This window comes from Nonomuraea sp. B5E05 (assembly GCF_039880665.1).
Taxonomy (GTDB): Bacteria; Actinomycetota; Actinomycetes; order Streptosporangiales; family Streptosporangiaceae; genus Nonomuraea.
In genome coordinates this window covers 179,773-202,047 of sequence record NZ_JBDPMJ010000005.1, presented here as the reverse complement: position 1 = coordinate 202,047, position 22,275 = coordinate 179,773, and the positions used below count along the sequence as shown (strand labels likewise).

General features: G+C 69.9%; 20 protein-coding genes. 7 read left to right on the top strand and 13 right to left on the bottom strand.

The features are described from left to right. Positions 1 to 5 precede the first annotated feature (5 nt). Positions 6 to 1,319 carry a hemolysin family protein gene (locus tag ABGB01_RS11940; protein WP_347773237.1) on the bottom strand — a complete coding sequence of 438 codons (1,314 nt, stop codon included), beginning with the start codon at positions 1,317 to 1,319 and terminating at the stop codon, positions 6 to 8. Positions 1,320 to 1,405: 86 nt separating this feature from the next. Here ABGB01_RS11940 and galE point away from each other — a divergent pair, with 86 nt between their 5' ends. Beyond that, entirely contained in the window at positions 1,406 to 2,356 is a 951-nt protein-coding gene (galE, locus tag ABGB01_RS11935; RefSeq protein WP_347773236.1) for a UDP-glucose 4-epimerase GalE, read from the top strand. Positions 2,357 to 2,390: 34 nt separating this feature from the next. Then, the gene (locus tag ABGB01_RS11930; RefSeq protein ID WP_347616642.1) at positions 2,391 to 2,591 is read left to right on the top strand and encodes a hypothetical protein; all 201 of its coding nucleotides are present in this window, start codon (positions 2,391 to 2,393) and stop codon (positions 2,589 to 2,591) included. Positions 2,592 to 2,668: 77 nt separating this feature from the next. Here ABGB01_RS11930 and ABGB01_RS11925 read toward each other — a convergent pair whose 3' ends face one another. Together ABGB01_RS11925 and ABGB01_RS11920 are read right to left on the bottom strand one after the other, a co-directional pair. Continuing rightward, the gene (locus tag ABGB01_RS11925; RefSeq protein WP_347773234.1) at positions 2,669 to 3,655 is read right to left on the bottom strand and encodes a malate dehydrogenase; all 987 of its coding nucleotides are present in this window, start codon (positions 3,653 to 3,655) and stop codon (positions 2,669 to 2,671) included. A gap of 58 nt (positions 3,656 to 3,713) precedes the next feature. Then, entirely contained in the window at positions 3,714 to 5,837 is a 2,124-nt protein-coding gene (locus ABGB01_RS11920; RefSeq protein ID WP_347773232.1) for a serine/threonine-protein kinase, read from the bottom strand. A gap of 157 nt (positions 5,838 to 5,994) precedes the next feature. Here ABGB01_RS11920 and ABGB01_RS11915 point away from each other — a divergent pair, with 157 nt between their 5' ends. Then, on the top strand, positions 5,995 to 7,125 hold the full coding sequence (locus ABGB01_RS11915; RefSeq protein WP_347773230.1) for a saccharopine dehydrogenase NADP-binding domain-containing protein: 1,131 nt from the start codon (positions 5,995 to 5,997) through the stop codon (positions 7,123 to 7,125). 24 nt (positions 7,126 to 7,149) lie between these two features. Here ABGB01_RS11915 and ABGB01_RS11910 read toward each other — a convergent pair whose 3' ends face one another. The 4 genes from ABGB01_RS11910 to ABGB01_RS11895 form a co-directional block, all read right to left on the bottom strand. Then, the gene (locus tag ABGB01_RS11910; RefSeq protein WP_347773229.1) at positions 7,150 to 8,178 is read right to left on the bottom strand and encodes a polysaccharide deacetylase family protein; all 1,029 of its coding nucleotides are present in this window, start codon (positions 8,176 to 8,178) and stop codon (positions 7,150 to 7,152) included. A gap of 200 nt (positions 8,179 to 8,378) precedes the next feature. After that, positions 8,379 to 9,605, bottom strand: a complete 1,227-nt coding sequence (locus ABGB01_RS11905) for an SGNH/GDSL hydrolase family protein (protein WP_347773227.1) — start codon at positions 9,603 to 9,605, stop codon at positions 8,379 to 8,381. After that, positions 9,602 to 10,612, bottom strand: a complete 1,011-nt coding sequence (locus tag ABGB01_RS11900; protein ID WP_347773225.1) for an aldo/keto reductase — start codon at positions 10,610 to 10,612, stop codon at positions 9,602 to 9,604. The genes ABGB01_RS11905 and ABGB01_RS11900 overlap by 4 nt, the downstream gene beginning before the upstream one ends. Positions 10,613 to 10,865: 253 nt before the next feature. Beyond that, positions 10,866 to 11,315 (bottom strand): MarR family transcriptional regulator, encoded by a 450-nt coding sequence (locus ABGB01_RS11895; protein ID WP_347773223.1) that lies wholly within the window; start codon positions 11,313 to 11,315, stop codon positions 10,866 to 10,868. A gap of 116 nt (positions 11,316 to 11,431) precedes the next feature. Here ABGB01_RS11895 and ABGB01_RS11890 point away from each other — a divergent pair, with 116 nt between their 5' ends. Then, entirely contained in the window at positions 11,432 to 12,679 is a 1,248-nt protein-coding gene (locus ABGB01_RS11890) for an MFS transporter (protein ID WP_347773221.1), read from the top strand. A 15-nt stretch (positions 12,680 to 12,694) separates the two neighbouring features. Here the strand turns inward: ABGB01_RS11890 and ABGB01_RS11885 are convergent, their stop codons facing one another. The 4 genes from ABGB01_RS11885 to ABGB01_RS11870 form a co-directional block, all read right to left on the bottom strand. Continuing rightward, positions 12,695 to 13,303 (bottom strand): TetR/AcrR family transcriptional regulator, encoded by a 609-nt coding sequence (locus tag ABGB01_RS11885; RefSeq protein ID WP_347773220.1) that lies wholly within the window; start codon positions 13,301 to 13,303, stop codon positions 12,695 to 12,697. Positions 13,304 to 13,418: 115 nt separating this feature from the next. Further along, the gene (locus ABGB01_RS11880; protein ID WP_347773218.1) at positions 13,419 to 14,636 is read right to left on the bottom strand and encodes an NADP-dependent isocitrate dehydrogenase; all 1,218 of its coding nucleotides are present in this window, start codon (positions 14,634 to 14,636) and stop codon (positions 13,419 to 13,421) included. Between the two features lie 53 nt (positions 14,637 to 14,689). Continuing rightward, complete coding sequence (locus ABGB01_RS11875) at positions 14,690 to 14,989, bottom strand: DUF3017 domain-containing protein (protein WP_347773216.1); 300 nt, start codon at positions 14,987 to 14,989, stop codon at positions 14,690 to 14,692. Positions 14,990 to 15,056: 67 nt separating this feature from the next. Next, on the bottom strand, positions 15,057 to 16,178 hold the full coding sequence (locus tag ABGB01_RS11870; RefSeq protein WP_347773214.1) for a citrate/2-methylcitrate synthase: 1,122 nt from the start codon (positions 16,176 to 16,178) through the stop codon (positions 15,057 to 15,059). Between the two features lie 239 nt (positions 16,179 to 16,417). Between ABGB01_RS11870 and ABGB01_RS11865 the strand changes: the two genes are divergently transcribed. Then, the gene (locus tag ABGB01_RS11865) at positions 16,418 to 17,062 is read left to right on the top strand and encodes an FHA domain-containing protein (RefSeq protein ID WP_132504575.1); all 645 of its coding nucleotides are present in this window, start codon (positions 16,418 to 16,420) and stop codon (positions 17,060 to 17,062) included. A gap of 182 nt (positions 17,063 to 17,244) precedes the next feature. Here the strand turns inward: ABGB01_RS11865 and ABGB01_RS11860 are convergent, their stop codons facing one another. Then, positions 17,245 to 18,777, bottom strand: coding sequence for a family 10 glycosylhydrolase (locus tag ABGB01_RS11860; RefSeq protein ID WP_347773212.1), 1,533 nt, complete (start codon positions 18,775 to 18,777; stop codon positions 17,245 to 17,247). Positions 18,778 to 18,865: 88 nt separating this feature from the next. On the opposite strand from ABGB01_RS11860, the gene ABGB01_RS11855 reads away from it, so the two are divergent. Next, positions 18,866 to 20,308 (top strand): glycoside hydrolase family 3 protein, encoded by a 1,443-nt coding sequence (locus ABGB01_RS11855; protein ID WP_347773210.1) that lies wholly within the window; start codon positions 18,866 to 18,868, stop codon positions 20,306 to 20,308. Further along, a complete protein-coding gene (locus ABGB01_RS11850; RefSeq protein ID WP_347773208.1) occupies positions 20,293 to 21,165 on the top strand; it encodes a MurR/RpiR family transcriptional regulator in 873 nt (290 codons plus the stop codon). Before ABGB01_RS11855 ends, ABGB01_RS11850 begins: the two co-directional genes overlap by 16 nt. 9 nt (positions 21,166 to 21,174) lie before the next feature. On the opposite strand, the gene ABGB01_RS11845 is transcribed toward ABGB01_RS11850, so the two are convergent. Further along, positions 21,175 to 21,945 carry an IclR family transcriptional regulator C-terminal domain-containing protein gene (locus ABGB01_RS11845; RefSeq protein WP_347773206.1) on the bottom strand — a complete coding sequence of 257 codons (771 nt, stop codon included), beginning with the start codon at positions 21,943 to 21,945 and terminating at the stop codon, positions 21,175 to 21,177. Between the last annotated feature and the right edge of the window lie 330 nt (positions 21,946 to 22,275).

Below are 22,275 nucleotides of genomic sequence, written 5' to 3'. Positions count from 1 at the left end.
TTGTGTCAGGAATCCTGGTCGGGCGGCGACTCGACGACCGGACGGCGTTTCACGCGTACCCTGGCGATACGGCGGCCGTCGAGCTCGGTGACGCTCATCTCGAAGCCCAGCACCTCCACCTTCTCCCCGACGACGGGCACGTGCCCCAGCATGGCCATGACAAACCCGGCCAGCGTCTCGTAGGGGCCGTCCGGCAGCCGGATGCCGGTCTCGGTGGCGAAGTCGTTGAGGTTCGTCAGGCCGTCGATCTCGATCTCGCCCGCGGGCAGGACCACGACGTCGTCCTCCAGGTCGTACTCGTCCCTGATGTCGCCGATCAGCTCCTCGACGAGGTCCTCCAGGGTGACGATGCCCGCCGTGCCGCCGTACTCGTCCACCACGATGGCCAGGTGCTGGCCCTCCGCGCGCATCTCGTTGAGCGTGGTGAGCAGCCGCTTGGACGCGGGCACGAACTTGGCCGCCCTGATCGGCACGACCGCGCTGATCGGCTCGCTCCGCCCGGCCAGCTCGGGGTCGAGCAGATCACGCACGTGCACGAACCCGACCACCTCGTCGTACGACTCGCGGTAGACGGGGAAGCGCGAGTGCGGGAGCGTGGCGGCCAGGCGGGCGGCGTCGTCCAGCGGCGTGTCCGCCTCCATGAACTCCACCTCCGTACGCGGCAACATCACCTCCCTGAGCTGCCGCTTGCCCGCGGCGAACACCTCCGCGATCAGCTTGCGCTCGTCGGCGGTCAGGTCGGTGTGGCCGACCACCATCTCGCGCAGCTCCTCGGTGGTGACCTCCTCCCTGTCGGCCTTCGGGTTGCCTCCGAGCAGCCGGACCACGACGTCGGTGGACTTGGACAGCGCCCAGATGATCGGGCGCGACAGGCCGGCGAGCCGGTCGAGGAACGGCGCCACGTACAACGACAGGCCCTCGGCCCGCTGCAGCGCCAGCCGCTTGGGGGCCAGCTCTCCCAGCACGAGCGACACGTACGAGATGGCCAGCGTCACCAGCACGAGCGACATGACGGGAGCGATGGCCTCGGGCACTCGCCACCCTTCGAGCACGGGCACGAGCTGGGCGGCCAGCCGGTCGGCGCCGAACGCGGCCGACAACATGGTGGCCACCGTCACGCCGATCTGCACGGCGGATAGGAAACGGTTGGGGTCGCGGGCGAGCTTGGCCACACGCTCGCCCCTGCGGCCCCGCTGTGAGATCTGGCGTACCTGGCTGTCCCTCAGGGACACCATCGCTATCTCGGCGGCGGCGAAGAAGCCGCCGATCAGAATGAACAGCAGAACCAGGGCGATGTTGGCCACGACGGTGTCAAACATGGTGGTTGGCAGCGTACTCGGCCGCTTTCCCGCGTATGCTGAACGGCAAGCCGTACAAAATCCAACATATTTGAACAGGAGTGAACATGAGGCTGCTGGTCACGGGTGGTGCCGGATACGTCGGCAGCGTCGTCGCGGCGCAACTCGTCGAGGCGGGCCACGAGGTGACCGTACTCGACGACCTGTCGACAGGGCACGAGGACGCGGTGCCGGAGGGCGCCCGATTCGTCCGGGCGGACATCGCCCACGCGCACGACGCGCTCGACGGCGCCGACGCGGTGCTGCACTTCGCGGCCAAGTCGCTGGTCGGCGAGTCGGTGGCCAAGCCCGGACTCTACTGGGCCAACAACCTCGGCGGCACGCTGGCCCTGCTCGACGCCATGCGGGACAAGGGCGTGGACAGGATCGTGTTCTCCTCGACCGCGGCCACCTACGGCGAGCCCGAGCGCTCCCCCATCCAGGAGGGCGACCCGACGCGCCCGACCAACCCCTACGGCGCCTCCAAGCTGGCCGTCGACACCGCGCTGACCGCGTTCGCGCAGGTGCGCGGCCTGGGCGCGGTGAGCCTGCGCTACTTCAACGTGGCCGGTGCCCACGGCCGCTACCGCGAGCGCCACACGGTCGAGACCCACCTCATCCCCAACGTCCTGAAGGTCGCGACCGGCGAGCGCGACTCCGTGAGCGTGTTCGGCTCCGACTACCCGACGCCCGACGGCACCTGCGTGCGCGACTACATCCACGTGTCCGACCTGGCCAGGGCGCACCTGCTGGCGCTCGGCGCCAGCACGCCGGGCGAGCACAAGATCTACAACCTCGGCAGCGGCACCGGCTTCAGCGTCCAGGAGGTGATCTCGGTCTGCCGAGAGGTCACCGGCCACGAGATCCCCGTCGTCGTCGGCGACCGCCGGCCCGGCGACCCGGCCGTGCTGGTCGCCTCGTCCGCGAAGATCCAGCGCGAGCTGGGCTGGAAGGCCGAGCGGGCGGCGTTGGGCGACATCGTCTTCGATGCCTGGAGAGCGCTTTCGCGAAACACCTGATATGGAGGCGCGATATGTGCTGGGATACCGAAACGTGAGGAGCTTTTCACCAAGGGTCACGAAGCTGCTCTACGGTGCCCTCGTCGTGGCGGGCAGCCTGATGGCCGCCGCCGGCGTGTTGTTCGCGACGTCGCAGCCGGCGCCCGCCCTGCAGCCCACGCCGGCGATCCTGCCCGTACCGTCGATCCAGTCCGTGCCCGCCGCACCCGCCGTGCCCACCGCGGCCTGCCCGTAGCAGGGCGGGCCCCGTGAACGCGAACGCGCCCCAGTGACGACGAGGGCGCGCGTTTCGCGTTCGGGCGGTGCCTGCGCTCAGATGAGGCCCAGCGACGTCACCGCGTCGCGCTCCTCCTCCAGCTCGCGCACGCTGGCGTCGATGCGCTCGCGGGAGAACGCGTCGATCTCGAGCCCCTGGATGATCTCGAACGCGCCGCCGGCCGCGCGCACGGGGAACGACGAGATGAGCCCCTCGGGCACGCCGTAGGAGCCGTCGGAGACCACGGCCGCCGACGTCCACTCGCTGCCGTTGACCCAGTCGTAGACGTGGTCGATCGCGGCGTTGGCCGCCGAGGCGGCCGAGGAGGCGCCGCGCGCCTCGATGATCGCGGCACCGCGCTTGGCCACCGTCGGGATGAACGTGTCACGCAACCAGTCGCCGTCGACCTGCTCGGCCGCGACCTTGCCGCCCACCTCGGCGTGGAACAGGTCAGGGTATTGGGTGGCGGAGTGGTTGCCCCAGATCGTCATCTTCTTGATCTCGGTGACCGGCACCTGGAGCTTGGCGGCCAGCTGCGACAGCGCGCGGTTGTGGTCGAGCCTGGTCATCGCCGTGAAGCGGTCGGCGGGCACGTCGGGCGCGTTGCGCTGGGCGATGAGCGCGTTGGTGTTGGCCGGGTTGCCCACGACCAGGACCCTGATGTCGTCGGCGGCGTGGTCGTTGATCGCCTTGCCCTGAGGGCCGAAGATGCCGCCGTTGGCGCCGAGCAGGTCGCCGCGCTCCATGCCGGCCTTACGCGGCATGGCGCCGACCAGCAGGGCGACGTTGGCGCCCGCGAAGGCGACGTTGGGATCGTCGGTGATCTCGATGCCGGACAGCAGCGGGAAGGCGCAGTCGTCGAGCTCCATCGCCGTGCCCTCGGCCGCCTTCACCGCCGCCGGGATCTCCAGCAGGCTCAACCTGACCGGGACGTCGGCGCCGAGCAGTTGCCCCGACGCGATGCGGAACAGCAGCGCGTAGCCGATCTGGCCGGCTGCTCCGGTGACGGTCACCTTGACGGGCGCAGTGGCTGACGACGCCATGGCCTTCCCCTAACTCGCAGGACGATTCGTTGACCTTCGGGATGTTACCCGCACGTCATCAACAGGTTTCCATCGCGGGTACCTTCAGCTCCATTTCGAAATCGACCCTACCGAACCTGCTGGTCAGGAGCCGCTTGACGACACCCCTGGCGTAGAGGTCGGCGATGACGGCCTTGACCGCCTTGCAGGTCTTCACGTCGCCGTTCCTGATGCCGACCGCGTAACGCTCGTTGTTGAGCTTGGCGCCGAGGATCTTGAAGCGCATGCTTTCGCGCTGCGCGAATCCGGCCAGGACCACGTCCTCACCCGGCACCGCGGCGACCTTGCCGCTTCTGAGCAGGTCCATGCAGGCGGCGTAGTCGCTGGCCGGCACCGGCTCGACCGCCACCTTCTCCTGCACCTCGCCGAGGGACGAACTGCTCGCGGCGCAGACCTTCTCTCCCTTGAGGTCGGCGATGGTGTCGAAGTCACTGTCCGCGCGCACCAGCAGGTCGCGGTGCGCCAGGTAGTAGGGGCCGGCGAACTGTGTCCTGCCCTTGTCGATGGAGTACGCGGCGACGACGAGGTCGACCTGGCCCTTCTCCAGCGCGTCGGCCCTGTCACTCCTGCTGACCTGGACGAACTTCGTCTCCTTCGCGCCCAGCTCCGCGGCGAGCTCTCGGGCGATGTCGACGTCGAAGCCGTCGAACCCGTCGCCGTTGCGCAGGCCGACGCCGGGCAGGTCGCCCCGCACGCCGATCACGATCCGCCCGGTGCCGGCCACCTTGTCCACCACGCTCGGGCGGGAGGGGTCGGCCGTCTGCTCCACCGTGCCGCCGAAGGGCAATGACAGCCAGCCGTTCCTCGTCGCCGCCACCGCGGCGGCCGCGACGAGGGCGAGCGCGGCGGCGGCCGCGACCCCTGCCTTCACCCACCGGCGCCGGCCGCGCGTGGCGAGCTTCTCCGCCGGGTACGGCGTCCCGCCGCCCTCAGACGGCCCCGTCTCGCCCGGGGGCGGCCCGGACTCGCCCGGAGGCGCCGTCTCCTGCCCTGGCGCGCTCTGAGGCCCCGTCGCGGCGTGCCCTGTCCCTGTGCCTGTGCCGGTCCCCGTGCCGGCGCCGGTCCCGGTCCCCGCGCCCGTTTCCGTCCCCGGCGCGGCGTGTTTCACCGCGGGCCAGGCCATGCCGGCGTGGTGACCGGAACCGGTCTGATGGCCCGTGCCGTGGGTCGGCCCGTGGGTCGGCCCGTGGGTCGGCCCGTGGGTCGGTACGGCGGAGGCCCGCCGGCTGGGGTGGTCGGTGATCGACCCCGCCGACACCCGGATGAACGGCGTCGTGTCGTCACCGGCCAGCTGCACGCCCTTGGTGAGCACCGCCGTGGACGCCCCCGCCGTGGACGACTGACCGAGCAGCCGCAGCAGGATCTGATCGGCCGAGGGCCGTTCGGCCGGCGACTTGGCCAGTGCCGAGCTCACCACGCTGCGCAGTGGCTCCGGCATCATGTCGACGTCGACCTCGTGGTTGAGGATCCGGTTGAGCACCACCGCGATCGACTTGCCCTCGAAGACGGTCTCTCCCGTCGCCGCGAAGGCGATGGTCGCCCCCCACGAGAACACGTCGGTGTAGGGGCCGATGTCGTCGCCCGCGATCTGCTCGGGCGCCATGTAGGCGGGCGTGCCGATGGCCCGGCTGGTGATCGTGCCGGTGGAGTCGATGATGCGGGCGATGCCGAAGTCGACCACGCGCGGCCCGTCGGCGGCGATCAGCACGTTGTCGGGCTTGAAGTCGCGGTGGATGATCGAGGCGTGGTGGATGGCGGTGAGCGCGGTGGCGGTGCCGATGGCGAGGCGGTCGAGCGCCGTGCCGGTGAGCGGCCCGTCGGTCTCGACGAGGTCCCGCAGCGCCTTGCCCTCGATGTACTCGCTGGCGATGTACGGGGTGTCACCGTCTAGGTCGGCCTCGATCACCCTGGCGGTGCAGAACGACGCCACCCGCTGCGCGGCCTTCAGCTCCCTGGCGAACCGCGACCGGGCGATGGTGTCGCCGCTGAACTTCACGTGCAGCAGTTTGATGGCCGCACGCTCCCCCTCGTCGTTGACGCCGAGGTAGACGATGCCCTGACCGCCTTCTCCGACCCGTCCGGACAGCCGGAACGACCCCAGGTGGTCGGGATCGCCGGCCACCAACGGTGCGATTCGCGGCATTCGTCATCCCCACGTGTGCTTGACCCCAACGACGCAAACTTTACGACGCCCAGCCACTTCCCAGGGATTTGTTAAGCCTTCGAGACCTTGGGGGTTCGCCGGCGTGGCCATGGGCACGGTCGAATGTGCAGCAGACGATCACCAGGAGCCGCTGATCATGGACCGTCCCTATGACATCGTACTTTTCGGTGCGAGCGGGTTCACCGGCGCCCTCACCGCCGCCTATCTCGCCCGCGCCGCCGGCCCCGGCACGCGGTGGGCGCTGGCCGGGCGTGACCGGGCCAAGCTGGAGCGTCTCGGGCTCGACGTACCCATCCTGCTCGCCGACGCCACGGACGCCGGCTCGCTGGCCGAGTTGGCCCGCCAGACGCGCGTCCTGGCCACCACGGTCGGCCCCTACATCACGTACGGCGAGCCGCTCGTCGCCGCGTGCGCCGACGCCGGCACCCACTATCTCGACCTCACGGGCGAGCCGGAGTTCGTGGACCGGGTCTACGTCCGCCACCACGACCGGGCCGTCAGCAGCGGAGCCAAGATCGTGCACGCCTGCGGCTTCGACTCGATCGTTTTCGACCTCGGCACCCTCTACACCGTCTCCCAGCTGCCCAAGGACGTCCCGCTGACGGTCAGCGCCTTCCTGCGGGCCAACGCGCGCTTCTCCAGCGGCACGCTGATGAGCGCGATGTCCATCGTCGGACGGGCCAGGCAGGCGGCCGAGGCCGGCGGCCGCCGTCGCTCCGCCGAGGCCGGGCCCCTCGGCCGCAGGGTGAGCGCGCGGGCGGGCGGCCTGCGTTACGTGGGCGGCTGGGCGCTCCCGATGCCCACCGTCGACCCGCGCATCGTCGGCCGCTCGGCCCGCCTCCTCGACCGCTACGGCCCCGACTTCGCCTACCGCCAGCACATCGCCGTCAAGACCCTCCCGGCGGCGCTGGCGGTCGTGGCGGGCGCGGGGGTGTTCGCGATGGTCTCCCAGGTCCCCGCCGTACGCGGCTGGCTCCAGAGCCGGGTGAAACCCGGCGAGGGCCCGTCGCCCGAGCAGCGTGCGAAGAGCTGGTTCAAGGTCACGTTCCTGGGCGAGGGCGGCGGCGAGCGGGTCGTCACGGAGGTCGCGGGCGGCGACCCCGGCTATGACGAGACCGCCAAGATGCTCGCCGAGTCGGCGCTCTGCCTGGCCTTCGACGACGTGCCCGACCTCGCGGGGCAGCTCACGACCGCCTCGGCCATGGGCCGGCCGCTCATCGACCGGCTGCGGGCGGCCGGCATCGCCTTCACCACGCGATCGGGGTGACGCCGCGCCGGCCGGTCCCGGCCCTCAGTACGGCAGGCTCCACGTGAGGAACGACTTCCGCAGGTACGGCGCCCTGTACTTCGGGTACGCGACCGTGCGCGGGTCCCCGTCCGAGGTGTAGCGCATGTCCGGGTTGTTCTTGAGCCAGTCGAGCCACGCGTGCGAGCAGAACTGCTTGCAGTCGCCCTTCTTCTCCATGACCTTGATCCGCGGGATGCCGGCCGGGTCGAACGACTTGCTGAACGGGGCCTGGGCGGGCGTGTAGCCGGCCAGGAACGCCCCCTGGTGCTTGAAGTGCTTGCCCCGCATGGCCCACTGCTTCTTGCGCGGCTGGTTGCCGTACGGCAGGGAGATCGTGGACGGCTTGACCGAGGACAACGTGCCGACCTGCTTGGCGATCGAGCCGATCTGCTCCTCGACCTTCTCGTGCGTGAGCCCGCGCAGGTTGAGGTGGTCGCGCGTGTGGTTGCCGATCTCGAAATTGTGGTTCTTCAGCCAGAGCAGCATCTGCGCCTGCTCCTCGGGGGTGCTCTTGCCGAACATGTCGCGGGTCACGTAGAAGGTGGCGACCGGGCGGAAGCCCGGGTTCTTGGCGGCCACGTCGAGCAGGATCTCGACGGCGGTGTCCTTCTGCGGCACGCCCATCTGGTTCAGGGTGAGCTGCGACGGTGAGGAGTCGTCGAAGGTCAGGACCACGGGATGTTTGCCGGCCGGGATGTCGATTTTGCCGGACACCATCTCGGCGGCCGTGATCGGCACGTACCCCTCCTTGACCAGCCGCTCCAGGTCCGCGCGGAACTGCTGCGGCGTCCGGTCGTCCGTCGTGGTCGGCTTGGGGATGACCCGGTGGAACATCAGCACCGGGATCTGCCCCAGCTCGTTCGCTTTCACGGCGGCCGCGGCCTTGGCCTTGGCCGCCTTGCTGACCTTGACCTTGGTGGCGGCGTCGGCCTTGTTGTCCACCAGCTTGGCGGTGTCGGGCGGCGAGTCACAACCGGACACCATCGTGACCGCGGCGATCAGTCCCAGCCCGCCCAGAATTCCCAGTCGCATCCGAACCCCCCGAGACACGAACGACCGTAACGGTAGGTAGCTGAATGTGTACCTACAGGGAGGTCCATACCCAGGTGATCAACTACGCCACGCGCCCGCCACCGTCAAGAAATGGTCTGGAACTCCCGGAGAGACGTGGAACAGCCCCTGCCTGCGGCGTGACTGCGGGCAGGGGTCGTCGTGCGCGCCACGGGCGGGCTTCAGCCCAGGATGCACGGGTCCACGGCCTCGGCCATGACCCGATATCCGGCATCCCCGGGGTGCAGTTTGTCGCCGCTGTCGTAGGCCGGGTTGATCTGGTCCGGGTCCGCCGGGTCGGCCATGATCTTGTCGAAGTCGACGACCGCGTCGTAGGCGCCGGAGGTGCGGATCCAGGTGTTGAGAGCGTCGCGGACACGTTCGCCGCGGGCCGTGAAATACTGCGAGCCCTTGTACGGCAGGAGCGTCGCCCCGACCACCTTGATGCCCTTGGCATGGGCACGTTCGATCAGCGCCCGGTGCCCCTCGATGAGCTGGGCGGCGCTCACCCGCGTCCGCGGAACGGCTGTCGCCTCGCCGGCCCAGTCGCTGAAACCGATGTCGTTGATGCCTTCGAGCACGAAGAGCGTACCCACGTCCGGCTTGGACAGCACGTCCCGCCGGAGCCGGTCCAACGCCCGCTCGCCGTACCACGCCGAGTCGGTGAGCACGCGGTTGCCCCCGATGCCCTGGTTCAGCACCGGCCGCTTCAGGTGCTCGGCCAGCTCGTCGGAGAAGCGGTTGTTCGCATCAGTGGTGGAGCCGAAGCCATCCGTGATCGAGTCGCCCAGGGTCACGACCGCGTTCCTGGCCGGCGGGCCACCGTCGACCTCCACGTCGGTCAGGTAGTACCAGGAGACGGTCGTGTCCATGAACGCCGCACCGTCACGGTCGGCCCGGTGGTCGCCGTCCGCCCGGTAGGTGGTGGCGTAGCCCTGCGCGTGGAAGGTCGCCGGGCCGGTCCGCCCGGACAGGTAGAGCGTGACGGCGACCGACTCGAAGGGCTTGACCCGCAGGCGGGCCGCGTCCGTGGCGACGCGCCGGCCGGCCGCGATCGTGGTCGACGGCTTACCGCCGAACGTGAGCGGCCGGACGTCCTTCACGTCCGCGCCCTTCACCGTCCTGGCGATCGTGGCCCCGGCCACCTTCAGTGGCGCTTTGCCGTACTCGTTGGACAGCCGGACGCGTACCGCGGAGCCGCCCGCGCTCACCCGGACGACCTGGCGGATCGTCTCACCGTCGAACCCCTGCTCCGACCAGTTCGGCGCGAAGCCCGTACTCGGGGCCTGGGGCGAGGCCGACCAGGCGCCCGACCATTCGGGCGCGCGGTCGGCGTGGGCGGTTCCGGTGGAGAGCACGACGGCCAGGGCGGCCGCGAACAGGGCGAGTCGCTTGGCTGGGACGTTCATTTCGTTTCCTTGAGCAGGGTTTCCATCGGAGGGTTGAGGCGGGCGAAGCCCTCCTGGCGGCGGTAGGGGAAGTAGGGGTAGGGCGCGGTCCGGGTGCTCGCCTGGTCGAGCCTGGCGACCTGGCCGGAGGAGAGATTCCAGCCGACCGCGCCGAGGTTCTGGCGGAGTTGTTCCTCGTTGCGGGCGCCGATGATGACCGAGGAGACGGTCGGGCGCTGCAGCAGCCAGTTGAGCGCGACCTGCGGCACGGACCTACCGGTCTCCTCGGCGATCTCCTCCAGCGCGTCCACCACGGTGTAGAGGTGCTCGTCGTCGACCGGCGGGCCGAAGGAGGCGGTCTGGTGCAGCCGGCTGTGCTCGGGCAGCGGCTGTCCGCGCCGGATCCTGCCGGTGAGGCGGCCCCAGCCGAGCGGGCTCCATACCAGGGCGCCGACACCCTGGTCGTGACCGAGGGGCATCAGCTCCCACTCGTAGTCGCGGCCGATGAGCGAGTAGTAGACCTGGTTGGCCACGTAGCGCGGGTAACCGTACTCGTCCGCCACCGCCAGCGACTTCATGAGCTGCCAGCCGGAGAAGTTGGACACGCCCACATAGCGCAGCTTCCCGGCCCTGACCAGTTCGTCCAGGGTGGACAGCACCTCCTCGACGGGGGTGTAGGCATCGAAGGCGTGCAACTGGAACAGGTCGATGTGGCCGGCGCCCAGGCGGCGCAGCGCGTCGTCGACCACCTTGATGAGGCGCGGCCGTGAGGTGCCCGCGTCACCGGGGCCGTCTCCCATCGGCAGGCCCGCCTTCGTCGAGATGAGCACGCGCTCGCGGCGGCCCTTGATCGCCTGCCCCAGCACCTCCTCGGACGCGCCGTCGGAGTAGACGTCGGCGGTGTCGAACATGGTGACGCCGGCGTCGAGGCAGATGTCCACCAGCCGCCTGGCCTCGGTCACATCGGTGGTGCCCCACGCGCCGAACAGCGGGCCCTTGCCCGCGAAGGTGCCTGCTCCGAAACTCAACGCCGGAACCCTCAGTCCGGACGCTCCCAGCTGTCGATACTCCATTCGCACCCCATCCTTAACGGGTCTCCAGTTCTGTTAGTACCGTAGCACACTAACGGGACCCGAGTTCCATTAGATCGGCGCCTGGGCCAAGGAAGGGGCGGCCACGCGCATATGCCGTGGGATGCGTACGTCTTCATGCACGCGCGGTACTCGTGCATGCGTTCGCCGATCTTCGCGCCGCTTCCCCGTTCCGCCGGGGAAGCGAACGTCACGCGGAGGCAGCCACGTCGTGGAGCGCGGCGACCAAGGGAGCGAGCTCGGGGAGCCGCCCGGCCTCGGCGAGGGTGGCGGCGAGAGTCTCGTCGTGAACGGGGCGGGCCTCGAGGAGGAGGGCCCAGCCCTGGTCGGTGAGCTCGGTGTAGATGCCGCGCCGGTCGTCCTGGCACAGGACGCGCGTTAGCAGCCCGCGCTCCTCCAGACGGGTGACGAGGCGGGTGGTGGCACTGCTCGACAGGGCGGCGGCGCGGGCGAGCTGCCGCATGCGCATGTGCCAGCCGTCCTGGCGAGACAGCGCGTCGAGCACGGTGTACTCCACCACGGAGAGCCGCAGGTGGGACTGGAGGGCCTTCTCCAGAGCGGCGTCGATCATGCCGTGGAGCGCGGCCAGGGTGCGCCAGCCGCGAGCGCGGATCTGCACGGCGTCGTCGGAGATGCCCATGATCCACCCTCCCGCCGAATTACCCGCCTGGAAATATACCGCGCCTGCAAGTATGGTGCTGGTCAATTAGTTGCACACGCGCCCTATAAGCTTGCACAACGAAGAATGGAAGGCTCATGCCTCTCGGCCTGCTCGCTCTCGCTATCGGAGGCTTCGGCATCGGACTCACCGAGTTCGTGATCATGGGACTGCTGCCCAAGGTCGCGGCGGACCTCGGCGTCACCGAACCGGTCGCGGGATGGCTCATCTCCGGCTACGCCCTCAGCGTCGCGGTGGGCGGTATCGGGCTCACCGCAGCCGTGACCAGGATCAACCGCAAACACGTACTGCTCGGCCTGATGGTGATCTTCATCGCGGGCAACCTGATCTCGGCGCTCGCCTCCGGCTACGGCGCCATGCTCGCGGGAAGGATCGTCGCCGCCCTGTCGCACGGCGCGTTCTTCGGGGTGGGCTCGGTCGTGGCCGCCGGGCTCGTGGCACCCGACCGGCGCGCGGGCGCCATCGCGACGATGTTCGCCGGGCTGACCACGGCCAACGTGCTCGGGGTGCCGCTCGGCACCCTCATCGGCCAGCAGTTCGGCTGGCGGGCCACGTTCTGGATGATCACCCTGATCGGGGTGGTCGCGCTGGGCGGGGTGGCACTGCTGGTGCCCGGCCGTACGGCGAGCCGGCCAGGCGCGACCCGCTCGGGTGGGCTGCGGGCCGAGATGTCGGCGTTCACGCATCCGCAGGTGTGGTTCTCACTGCTCCTGACGATTCTCGGCTTCGGCGGCATGTTCGGCGCCTTCACCTACATCGCCTTCACCCTCACCGAGGTGAGCGGCTTCGCCGCCACCGCGGTGCCGTGGCTGCTCGTTCTGTTCGGCGTCGGCCTGTTCGCGGGGAACCTGGCCGGTGGCAAGGCCGCCGACCGGTGGACCCCCGACCGCGCTCTCGCAGTCGTGTTCACCGCACTCGCGATCGTCCTCGCCGTGTTCGCGCTCACCGCACGAAGCCAGGCGATGACCCTCGTCTCGTTGCTGCTGATGGGGGCGTTCGGCTTCGCGACCGCGCCCGGCCTGCAGATGCGGATCATGCACTACGCGGGGCGCGCCGAAACGCTGGCCTCGGGCAGCAACATCGCCGCCTTCAACCTGGGCAACGCGCTCGGCGCCTGGCTGGGCGGGCTCACGATCGGCGCGGGCTTCGGCTTCACCTCGCCCATCTGGGCGGGCACGGGCCTGACGATCGGTGCGGTCGCCGTGCTCGCGGTCGCGGCGCGGCTCGCCGTACGGCCTGCTCAGCAGATCCCCGCGCGCGAGGTCGCCGGCGCCCTGCCCGGCCACAGCGGCTCCGCCGAGCGTACGCCCGGCACGTTGAGGTGAGCGAACCCGCCGCGGTCATCCTGTTGCGACCCCGGCGCGCGCGATGGCCAGGGCCGCGGCTGCCGCGCGGTCGGCCGCGGCGTCGTCCAGCGGCTCCCCGGTGTTGAGGAGGGCGTAGTAGAGCGGGGCGGAGACGTCGGCGATCACTCGGCGCGGGTCCGTCCCCGCGGGCAGTTCGCCTCGTTCGATGCCGTCCATGACGCAGCCGGCCCATTCGTCGATGCGGACGGCGTAGAAGCGGCGCAGGGCCTGGGCGGCGTGGTCGTCGCACAGGGAGGCGGCGATCAGCGCTTTGAAGAGCCGTCCTTGGCGGGGGTCGGTGAGGGTCTTGACGACCAGGCGGGCGTTCGCGCGCAGGTCGTCATCGACGCTGCCGGTGCGGGCGCGGGGCAGGGACTGTTCGGCCATGTCGTCGAGAAGGTCGGCCACGAGCGCGCCAGGCGTGCGCCAACGCCGGTAGACGGTGGTCTTGCCGACCCCCGCGCTGCGCGCGATCTCCGCCAGGTCGAGGGCGTCGAAGCCCTTCTCGGCCAGCACGTCACCCGCCGCCCGAAGGGCGGCTTCGCGGACGCGCGCAGTGCGCCCACCAGGGCGGACGGTGCCGGGCTGCGGCGCGGTGGCCATGAATGACTCCTATCGGGACCGGAGTTCCATCCTAACGGGACTATGGATCCGATTAGGCGCCACACGAAACGGCCCCCGCCACGCGGCTTCGCCGCGTGGCGGGGGCCGTGTCCGGCTAGGCGGACATCTTCTTCTTGAGGTTCTCGTCCAGCGCCGCCAGGAAGTCCTGGGTGGTCAGCCACTGGGCGTCGCCGCCGACCAGGAGCGCGAGGTCCTTGGTCATCTGGCCGCCCTCGACGGTCTCGACGCAGACCTGCTCCAGCTTGTCGGCGAAGTCGATCACGGCGGGGGTGCCGTCGAGCTTGCCCCGGTGGGCCAGGCCGCGCGTCCACGCGAAGATCGAGGCGATCGGGTTGGTGGAGGTCGGCTTGCCCTGCTGGTGCTGGCGGTAGTGGCGGGTCACGGTGCCATGCGCGGCCTCCGCCTCGACGGTGCGGCCGTCGGGGGTCATCAGCACCGAGGTCATCAGGCCGAGCGAGCCGAAGCCCTGCGCCACGGTGTCGGACTGCACGTCGCCGTCGTAGTTCTTCGCCGCCCAGACGTAGCCGCCCTCCCACTTCAGCGCCGCCGCGACCATGTCGTCGATGAGGCGGTGCTCGTAGGTGAGGCCGGCCTTCTCGAAGTCGGCCTTGAACTCCGACTCGTAGACCTCGGCGAAGATGTCCTTGAAGCGGCCGTCGTACGCCTTGAGGATCGTGTTCTTCGTCGAGAGGTAGACCGGGTAGTTGCGGGACAGGCCGTAGCGCATCGACGCGCGGGCGAAGTCGCGGATCGACTCGTCCAGGTTGTACATCGCCATCGCGATCCCGCTGCCGGGGAAGTCGTACACGTCGAGCTCGATCGGCTCGGAGCCGTCCTTCGGCGTGAACGTCAGGGTGAGCGTGCCCTCGCCGGGGATCCTCAGATCGGTGGCGCGATACTGGTCGCCGAAGGCGTGACGGCCGACGACGATCGGCTTGGTCCAGCCGGGGACGAGCCGCGGCACGTTGGACATGATGATCGGCTCGCGGAAGATGACGCCGCCGAGGATGTTGCGGATGGTCCCGTTGGGGGACTTCCACATCTTCTTGAGCCCGAACTCCTCGACCCGCGCCTCGTCCGGGGTGATGGTGGCGCACTTCACGCCGACGCCGTGCTGCTTGATGGCGTTGGCGGCGTCGATGGTGACCTGGTCGTCCGTCGCGTCCCGATGCTCGATGCCGAGGTCGTAGTACTTCAGATCGACATCGAGGTAGGGAAGGATCAACTGGTCCTTGATGAACTGCCAGATGATCCGGGTCATCTCGTCGCCGTCAAGCTCGACGACGGGACCCTCCACCTTGATCTTGGGCATGCGAATGGTTCCCCTTCAATGATGTGATGCGTTGAGGCTATCGGACCGTCAAGTCACCGGGCTAAAAGGGACAGGATCAGCGCCTTCAGCTCGTTGTTGTACAGCAGCAGCGAGGTCAGCACCAGCACGAAGCCGAAGACCGACAGCGTGATGACGTCGGTCCGCCTGCTCCGCACGGACAGTTGCCCGCCGTATCCGGCGAAGCGGAGGGCGGCGGCGACCATGATGACGGCGCCCATGGTGAACCCGCCCCAGCGCAGGTTCGCGAAGTAGGTCACGAGCACGCCGGCGACCGCACCCACCAGGATCAGCGGGTACGGTCCCCAGCTCTCGCGTTCAGTCCCCTGGCTCAACGCATCCGCTCACAGTCACATCAGCACCTGTTGATGGTCACATTCTCCCCGGCCCGGCTCACCCGGCTCACCGCTCGTCGACCGGCTTCCACTTCTGGTCCGTCTCTCCGATGTACTCGCTGTCCGGGCGGATGAGCCGGTTGTCGGCATGCTGCTCGATGACATGGGCGGTCCAGCCGGACATGCGGCTGATGGAGAAGACCGGCGTGAACAGGTCGGTCGGGATGCCCAGGTAGTGGTAGACGGACGCGGCGTAGAAGTCGACGTTCGGATAGAGGCCCTTCGTCTCGAAGACGACCTCCTCCATCTCCTTGGACATCCGGTAGTAGGTGTCGTCCCCGGACGCCCCGGCCAGTTCGGCGGACATCCTGCGCAGGTGGGTGGCGCGCGGGTCCTCGGTCTTGTAGACGCGGTGGCCGAAGCCCATGATCTTCTCGCCGGCCGCGAGCTTGTCGCGTACGGCCTGGGCCACGCTGCCGGGCGTCAACGACTCCAGGGTCTTCATGACCTGCTCGTTCGCCCCGCCGTGCAGCGGGCCCTTGAGGGTGCCGATGGCGGCGACGATGGCGGAGTGCATGTCCGACAGCGTCGCGGCGCACACGCGGGCGGCGAACGTGGAGGCGTTCATGGTGTGGTCGGCGTGCAGCACCAGGCACTCGTCGAAGATCTCGACCTCACGGGGGTCGGGAGTGCGACCGGTCACCTGGAGCAGGAAGTTCGCGGCGATGCTCAGTGAGGAGTCGGGGTCGGGAACGCTCCCGCCGCTGCGGGCGGCGTGGAAGCGGGCGACCAGGAGGGGTTGCTGCGCGGTCAGCCGGGCGGCCTTGCGCAGGTTGGCGTCCGGGGTGATGGAGTCCTTGTCCGGGTCGTCGGCGCCCGACAGCGAGACCAGCGAGCGCAGCGCCTCCATGGGTTTCTGTTTCTCGGCGATTTCGGCGATGTTCGCCGAGACCAGGGCACCGAGCTCCCTGCCGCGCGCCAGCTCGGCGCCGTACGCGTCGAGCTCGGCCCGGTCGGGCAGCTTGCCGCGCTGCAGCAAGTGTGCGGTCTCCTCGAACGTCGCACGGCCGGCCAGGTCGTGGATGTCGTATCCACGGTAGAAGAGCCGGCCGGCCTTTCCGTCGATGTCGCTCAGCGCTGTGGACGCGGCGACGACATCGGCCAGACCTTTCGTGGGCTTGTCCGCCATGGGTGTTTCCTCCGCTTATCTTCCCTCGGAGTCTACCCGTGAGCAGGTAAAACCGGCTTCAAAGGTCCAGACCAATTTCACGTCGGATTCTCCTTTCAGCAAAGGAGATTCCGCATCCCCTCGTTTGGGTAAGCCGGAGCTGTAGTAATAGTTACGGCGGGCTACCTGGGGAGGAACTGCCGTGCCCAGGAGTAGGCGTGCCGTTCATACGCTGCGTCAACCCAGGGGAGGAACCGCCAGTGGAGGGGCCGTTCATACGCATCGAGGACACCGGCGAGGTGGTCCCCTTGCGCCCCGAGATCACGACGGTGGGGAGGGGCCGGGGTGTGGACATCCGGCTCACCGACCCCAGCGTGTCTCGACTCCATGCCGAGTTCGTCAGACGAGGACCCTACCTGTATGTCGTCGACCTGGGGCTGTCCAGGAACGGCACGCGGGTGAACGGCAGGCCGATCGCCCGGAGGGTCCTTGACGACGGCGACGTCGTCTCCTTCGGCGCGGCCCGGGGTCGCATCGGTGGAGTCCCCCGTGAGGACTTCACCCCTGAGGTCGAGCTGCGCAGGGCGGCCGCGCCCGAGCTGACCAGGCGCGAGGTCGATGTGCTGACCTCGCTCTGCAGGCCGGCGCTGTCGGACGAGGCGTTCGTCGCCCCGGCGACCGCACGTGAGATCGCCGACGACCTGGTCGTGACCGAGGCCGCGGTCAAGCAGCATTTGCTGCGGCTCTACCAGAAGTTCAGGATTCCCGAGGGCACCAACCGGCGCACACGGCTGGCCAACGAGGTCGTCGCGCTCGGACTGGTACGCCCGACCCCCGTGGTGCCGCCACAGAGGTCGTCGGGAGCCGCCGAGCAGCCGTCGCCCGCTGGGCGGAGGGCTTCTTAGGTGCCTGAAAGGCCACCTGCGTAGACCGGATCGCGACCGGGGCCACGGCGAGGGATTTCCGGCGGCATCGGAACCTTCACGAGCGGTGGCGAGGGCATGCACTCGGGCGGGGCGTGCCGGGTGATCGCCGGCCGGATGACCGGCCGGCGACACGTACGGGCACAGCACGCCCGCGAACCGGCTCAGATCACCCGGAAGCCGTTGCTGGGCTTGCTGGTCCTGTTGGCGCGGTCGACCGCCACCACGTAGTAGTGGTCACCGCGTCCGCCGTCGGGGTCGGTCCAGCGCACCTGCCGGTCGCCGGGCACCACGGCCACCAGGTGGCGGGCGTCGGCGAAGTCGCTGGACCGCGCGTTCCTGTCGAAGCGGAAGACGGCGAACAGGAACGGCTCGTCCCGGCCGGTCGCCACCGCCCGCACCTCGACCCCGCCGTGGCGGCGCAGCGCGTACGCCAGCACCGGCCGGCGCGGCGGCTCCCCCTTGGCGAGCCTGGGCAGCACGGGCGCCAGCGCGGGCCGCCGGTAGTGGTCGTCGACCGCGGTCGAGATGGAGGCGATCCTGTCGACCTTGACGTCGTTGGCGTTGTACCAGATGTCGCCGCCGATCTCGGGGTGGTCCCTGTTGAGGGTCAGGTGCCTGGACAGTTCGTCCGGCGCCTGCCACTCCGCCGCCTGGGCGGGGTCGCCGGCCTTGTAGGCGGCCTGGCCGATCCACAGCTGCGTCTTCGTGCCCGCGGCGACGCCGGACCACCAGGGGACGAGCTTGGAGTAGTCGGCCGGCGGCTGCCCGATGTACCAGTAGAGCTGTGGCGCGATGTAGTCGAGCCAGCCCTTCTTGACCCAGCCGCGGGTGTCGGCGTGCAGGTTGTCGTACGACTGGCCGCCGTTGGTGTCGGAGCCGAGCGGGTCGCTGGCCTTGTTGCGCCAGATGCCGGACGGGCTGATGCCCCACGCGATCTCCGGCTTGGACTCCAGCACCCGCTGCTGCATCTCCTGGACCATGAGGTCGACGTTGTTGCGCCGCCAGGAGGCCAGGTCGGGGAAGCCGGCGCCGTGCTCGGCGAACGCGGCGCTGTCATCGAACCCCGTGGTGTTGGTCGGGTAGAAGTAGTCGTCGAAGTGGAGGCCGTCGATGTCGTAGCGGGTGACCGCGTCCATCATGGCGTCCTGACAGAACTTCCGCACTTCCGGCATGCCGGGGTTGTAGTAGAGCTTGCCGCCGAACGGCAGGATCCAGTCGGGGTGCTTGCGCCCGGGGTGGTCGGGGTGCAGCTTGGCCGGGTCGTCCTGCATCGAGACGCGGTAGGGGTTGAACCACGCGTGGAAGGCCAGGCCGCGCTTGTGAGTCTCCTCCACGGCGAACCCGAGCGGGTCGTAGCCGGGGTCCTGCCCCTGCGTCCCGGTCAGATACTGTGACCAGGGTTCGAACGGCGACGGCCAGAACGCGTCAGCGGTCGGCCTGATCTGCACGAACACCGAGTTGAGCTTGCGCTGCACGGCCACGTCCAGCCAGGCGAGATATTCGGCCTTCTGCTCGTCCGCGGTCAGTCCCGGCTTCGAGGGCCAGTTGATGTTGACCACGGAGGCGATCCACATGCCGCGCATCTGGCGCAGCGGCGGGATGTGGCCGTTCGTCGACGCGTAGGCGGGCAGCGGGACGGCGGAGGCGGCGGCGGCGAGGGCTAAGCCCTTCAGGAGAGTCCTTCTGCTGGGCATTGGGGGGTGGCCTCTCGGAAGTGGTTGTGTAGAGGGCGACAATGACAGAAAATTACCTTCAGATCAACAATCGTGAAGGAAAATGCCGATGAGCGGTGACCTGTACAGACTGGCGATGACGGTGCTGCATCCGGGGTACGAGGGGACCTCCACCCCCGACTGGCTGCGCCGGGCGCTGGGCGAAGGTCTTGGCGGCGTGGTGCTGTTCGCCCGCAACGCCATCGACGCGCAGCTCGTACGGCACTTCCGCGCCGAAAACCCGGACACGATCGTGGCGATCGACGAGGAGGGCGGCGCGGTCACCCGGCTCGAGGTCACGAACGGCAGCTCCTTCCCCGGCAACCGGGCGCTGGGCGTGGTCGACGACGTGACACTCACCGAGCGGGTGGGCCGGCAGATCGGCAGGATGCTCGCCGACCTGGACATCACGCTCGACTACGCGCCCTCCGCCGACGTGAACTCCGACCCGGCCAACCCGGTGATCGGCGTGCGCTCGTTCGGCGCGACGCCCGACCTGGTCACCCGCCACACCGTCGCCTACGTCAACGGCGTGCAGGGCGCGGGCGTGGCCGCCTGCGCCAAACACTTCCCGGGGCACGGCGACACGGTCACCGACTCCCACCTGGCGCTGCCCACCGTGCACGCCTCGCGCGAGGTCTTCTACGAACGCGACCTCCCGCCCTTCCGCGCCGCGATCGACGCCGGGGTGCGCTCCATCATGTCGGGCCACCTGCTCATCCCCGCCCTCGATCCGTCGATGCCGGCGACGCTCAGCCGTACCATCCTGACCGAACTCCTGAGGGGCGAGCTCGGTTTCGACGGGATGCTCGTCACCGACGCGATCGAGATGCAGGCGGTGGCCGACATGTTCGGCCCCGGCGAGATCGCGGTGCGCGCGCTCGACGCGGGCGTGGACGCGATCTGCGTGGGGTTGTCCACCGAGGACAGCCTGCACGAGATCCGCGACGCGATCGTGGCCGCGGTGCGCGAGGGAACGCTGCAGGAGGAGCGCCTGGCGGAGGCCGCGGCCCGGGTCCGCGCACTCGCCGGCTGGTACGCCGCCCGCACGGAACTGCGCGACAAGGCCCGCGGCGACGTCGACGAGGGCGTCGGCCTGGAGGCCGCCAGGGCGGCGCTCACCACCTCCGGCACCCCCGCGCTCGACCGCGGGCCGCTGGTCGTCGAGGTCAACACCCGCTTCAGCAAGGCGGTCGACCCGGCCACGCCGACCGGCGTCACGGCCGCACTGGCCTCCCTGCTGCCGAACACGGCCAGGGTGCAGATGGAGCCGCAGGGCGAGCTACCGCCCTTCGACGAACGGCCGGTCGTGCTGGTGGTGCACGACGCCGCCCGGCACGCCTGGGTGCGGGAGACCGTGGCCAGGGCCCTCGCGCTCAGGCCCGACGCGATCGTGGTCGACACCGGCATCCCCGCCCCGCCCGACGGCGCCACCCACGGGTTCACGCATGTGGCGACCCACGGCATCTCGCGCGTGTCCGCCCTCGCGGCGGCGGAATGGCTGCTTCGTTGAGCGCCGAGCCGGCGAACCCGGTCGCGGCCGTACGCGCCGTGCTGCCGTCGCTCACCCCCGCCGCGCAGTCCATCGCCCGCATCATCCTCGACGACCCCGGGCTCGTCGTACGGAGCACGATCACCGAGTTCAGCTCGGTCTCCGGCACCAGCGAGGCGACGATCGTCCGCACGGCGCGGGCGCTCGGGTTCGCCGGATACTCGCAGATGCGCTTCGCGCTGGCCGCGGCCGTCGCCAAGGAACCTGAGCGGCTGGTGCCCGGCGACCTCGCGCCCGACGACCCGCTGACCGACGTGATCGCCAAGGTCGCGCGCGCCGAGTCGGAGGCGCTGGCCGACACGGCGGCGCAGCTCGACCCCGACCAGCTGGGTGAGATCGTGCAGGCCATCGCGACGGCCCGGCGCGTCGACGTGTACGGCGTGGCGGCCTCCGGCCTGGTAGCCGCCGACATGTCGCAGAAGCTGCTGCGGATCGGGCTGTCCAGCCATCCGTTCAGCGACGCGCACCTGGCCCTGACCAGCGCGGCGCTGCTCGGGAAAGGCGACGTGGCGGTGGCGATCAGCTGCAGCGGCGAGACGCCCGACGTGCTCGTCCCCGCCAGGACGGCCGCCGAGGCGGGCGCGATGATCGTCGGGATCACCAACAACCCCCGCTCGTCGCTGGCCGAGATGGCGCACCACACGCTGGTGTCGGCGGGCCGCGAGACGGCCTTCCGGCCCGGCGCGCTGGCCAGCCGGATCAGCCAGCTGCTGATCGTCGACTGCATCTTCGTGGGGCTGGCGCAGCGCACCTACGACAGGGCCGACGCGGCCATCCGCGCCACCAGGGAGGCCACCGACCGCTACCGCGCCCGCTGACCGGTCCGGTCAGGCGCGGGCGGTCGGCAGGGAGGCCAGGTCCGTCCCGATCCTGGCGGCCGTGGCCAGCAGTGGCGGCAGGAGGTCGCGCCGGGCCGCCTGCGTGCTCGTACGGCTGGCGTGCGTCGAGACGTTCACCGCCGCCACCGTGCTGCCGGAGCGGTCAAGGATCGGCGCGGCGATCGAGCGCAGCCCCTCCTCCAGCTCCTGGTCCACCATCGCCCATCCCTGCCCGCGTACCTGGTCGAGCTCGGCCCGCAACGCGGCGGGCAGCACGATCGTCCGCGACGTGAGCCGGCGCAGCTCCGCCCCCCGCAGGTAGGCGTCCAGTTGTTCCGGCGGCAGCGCCGCCAGCAGCACCCGTCCCATCGACGTGCAGTAGGCGGGGAACCGGGTGCCGATGCCGATGCTCATCCGCATGATCCTGGTCGTCGCCACTCTGGCCACGTAGACGACGTCCTCGCCATCGAGCACCGCGACCGAGGCCGACTCGTGCACCTCGGCGGCCAGCCGTTCGAGATGCGGGTCGGCCACCTCGGGCAGCGACAGGCTGGACAGGTAGGCGTACCCGAGTTCCAGCACCCGAGGTGTCAGCGCGAACAGCCGCCCGTCGCTGCGCACGTAGCCGAGGTCGGTCAGCGTGATCAGGAAGCGCCTGGCCGCCGCCCTGCTCAGCCCCGTGGCGCGGGCCACCTGGCTCAGCGTCAGCTCGGGTTCCGAGGCGCTGAACGCCCGGATCACCGCGAGCCCGCGGGCCAGCGACTGCACATGATCGGCCATCGTGATCCCTTGACAGGAGCGGGCAGAGGCGTAGTTTCCGCGATACAGGGTTGTTCGGCTAGAGAATACCTGTGCGCATTGCGCACACCTAGGAGTCATCGTGCGTCGCCCCCTCACTCGTTCTCCTCACCACCGTTGTCGACACCGCTCCGGTCAAGGGCGGCAAGGCCAAGGGCTTCTTCACCGGCAGAACATCGACCTCACGATCACCCCGGTCCAGGGCGGCGCGGCCAGCGTGACGGGCACGGTGAGCGGGTAGTTCCATGATCCTGTGGTTGTGGCGTGACCTCGAGGTCACCACGCTTTCCGTGACCCACGACATCGACGAGG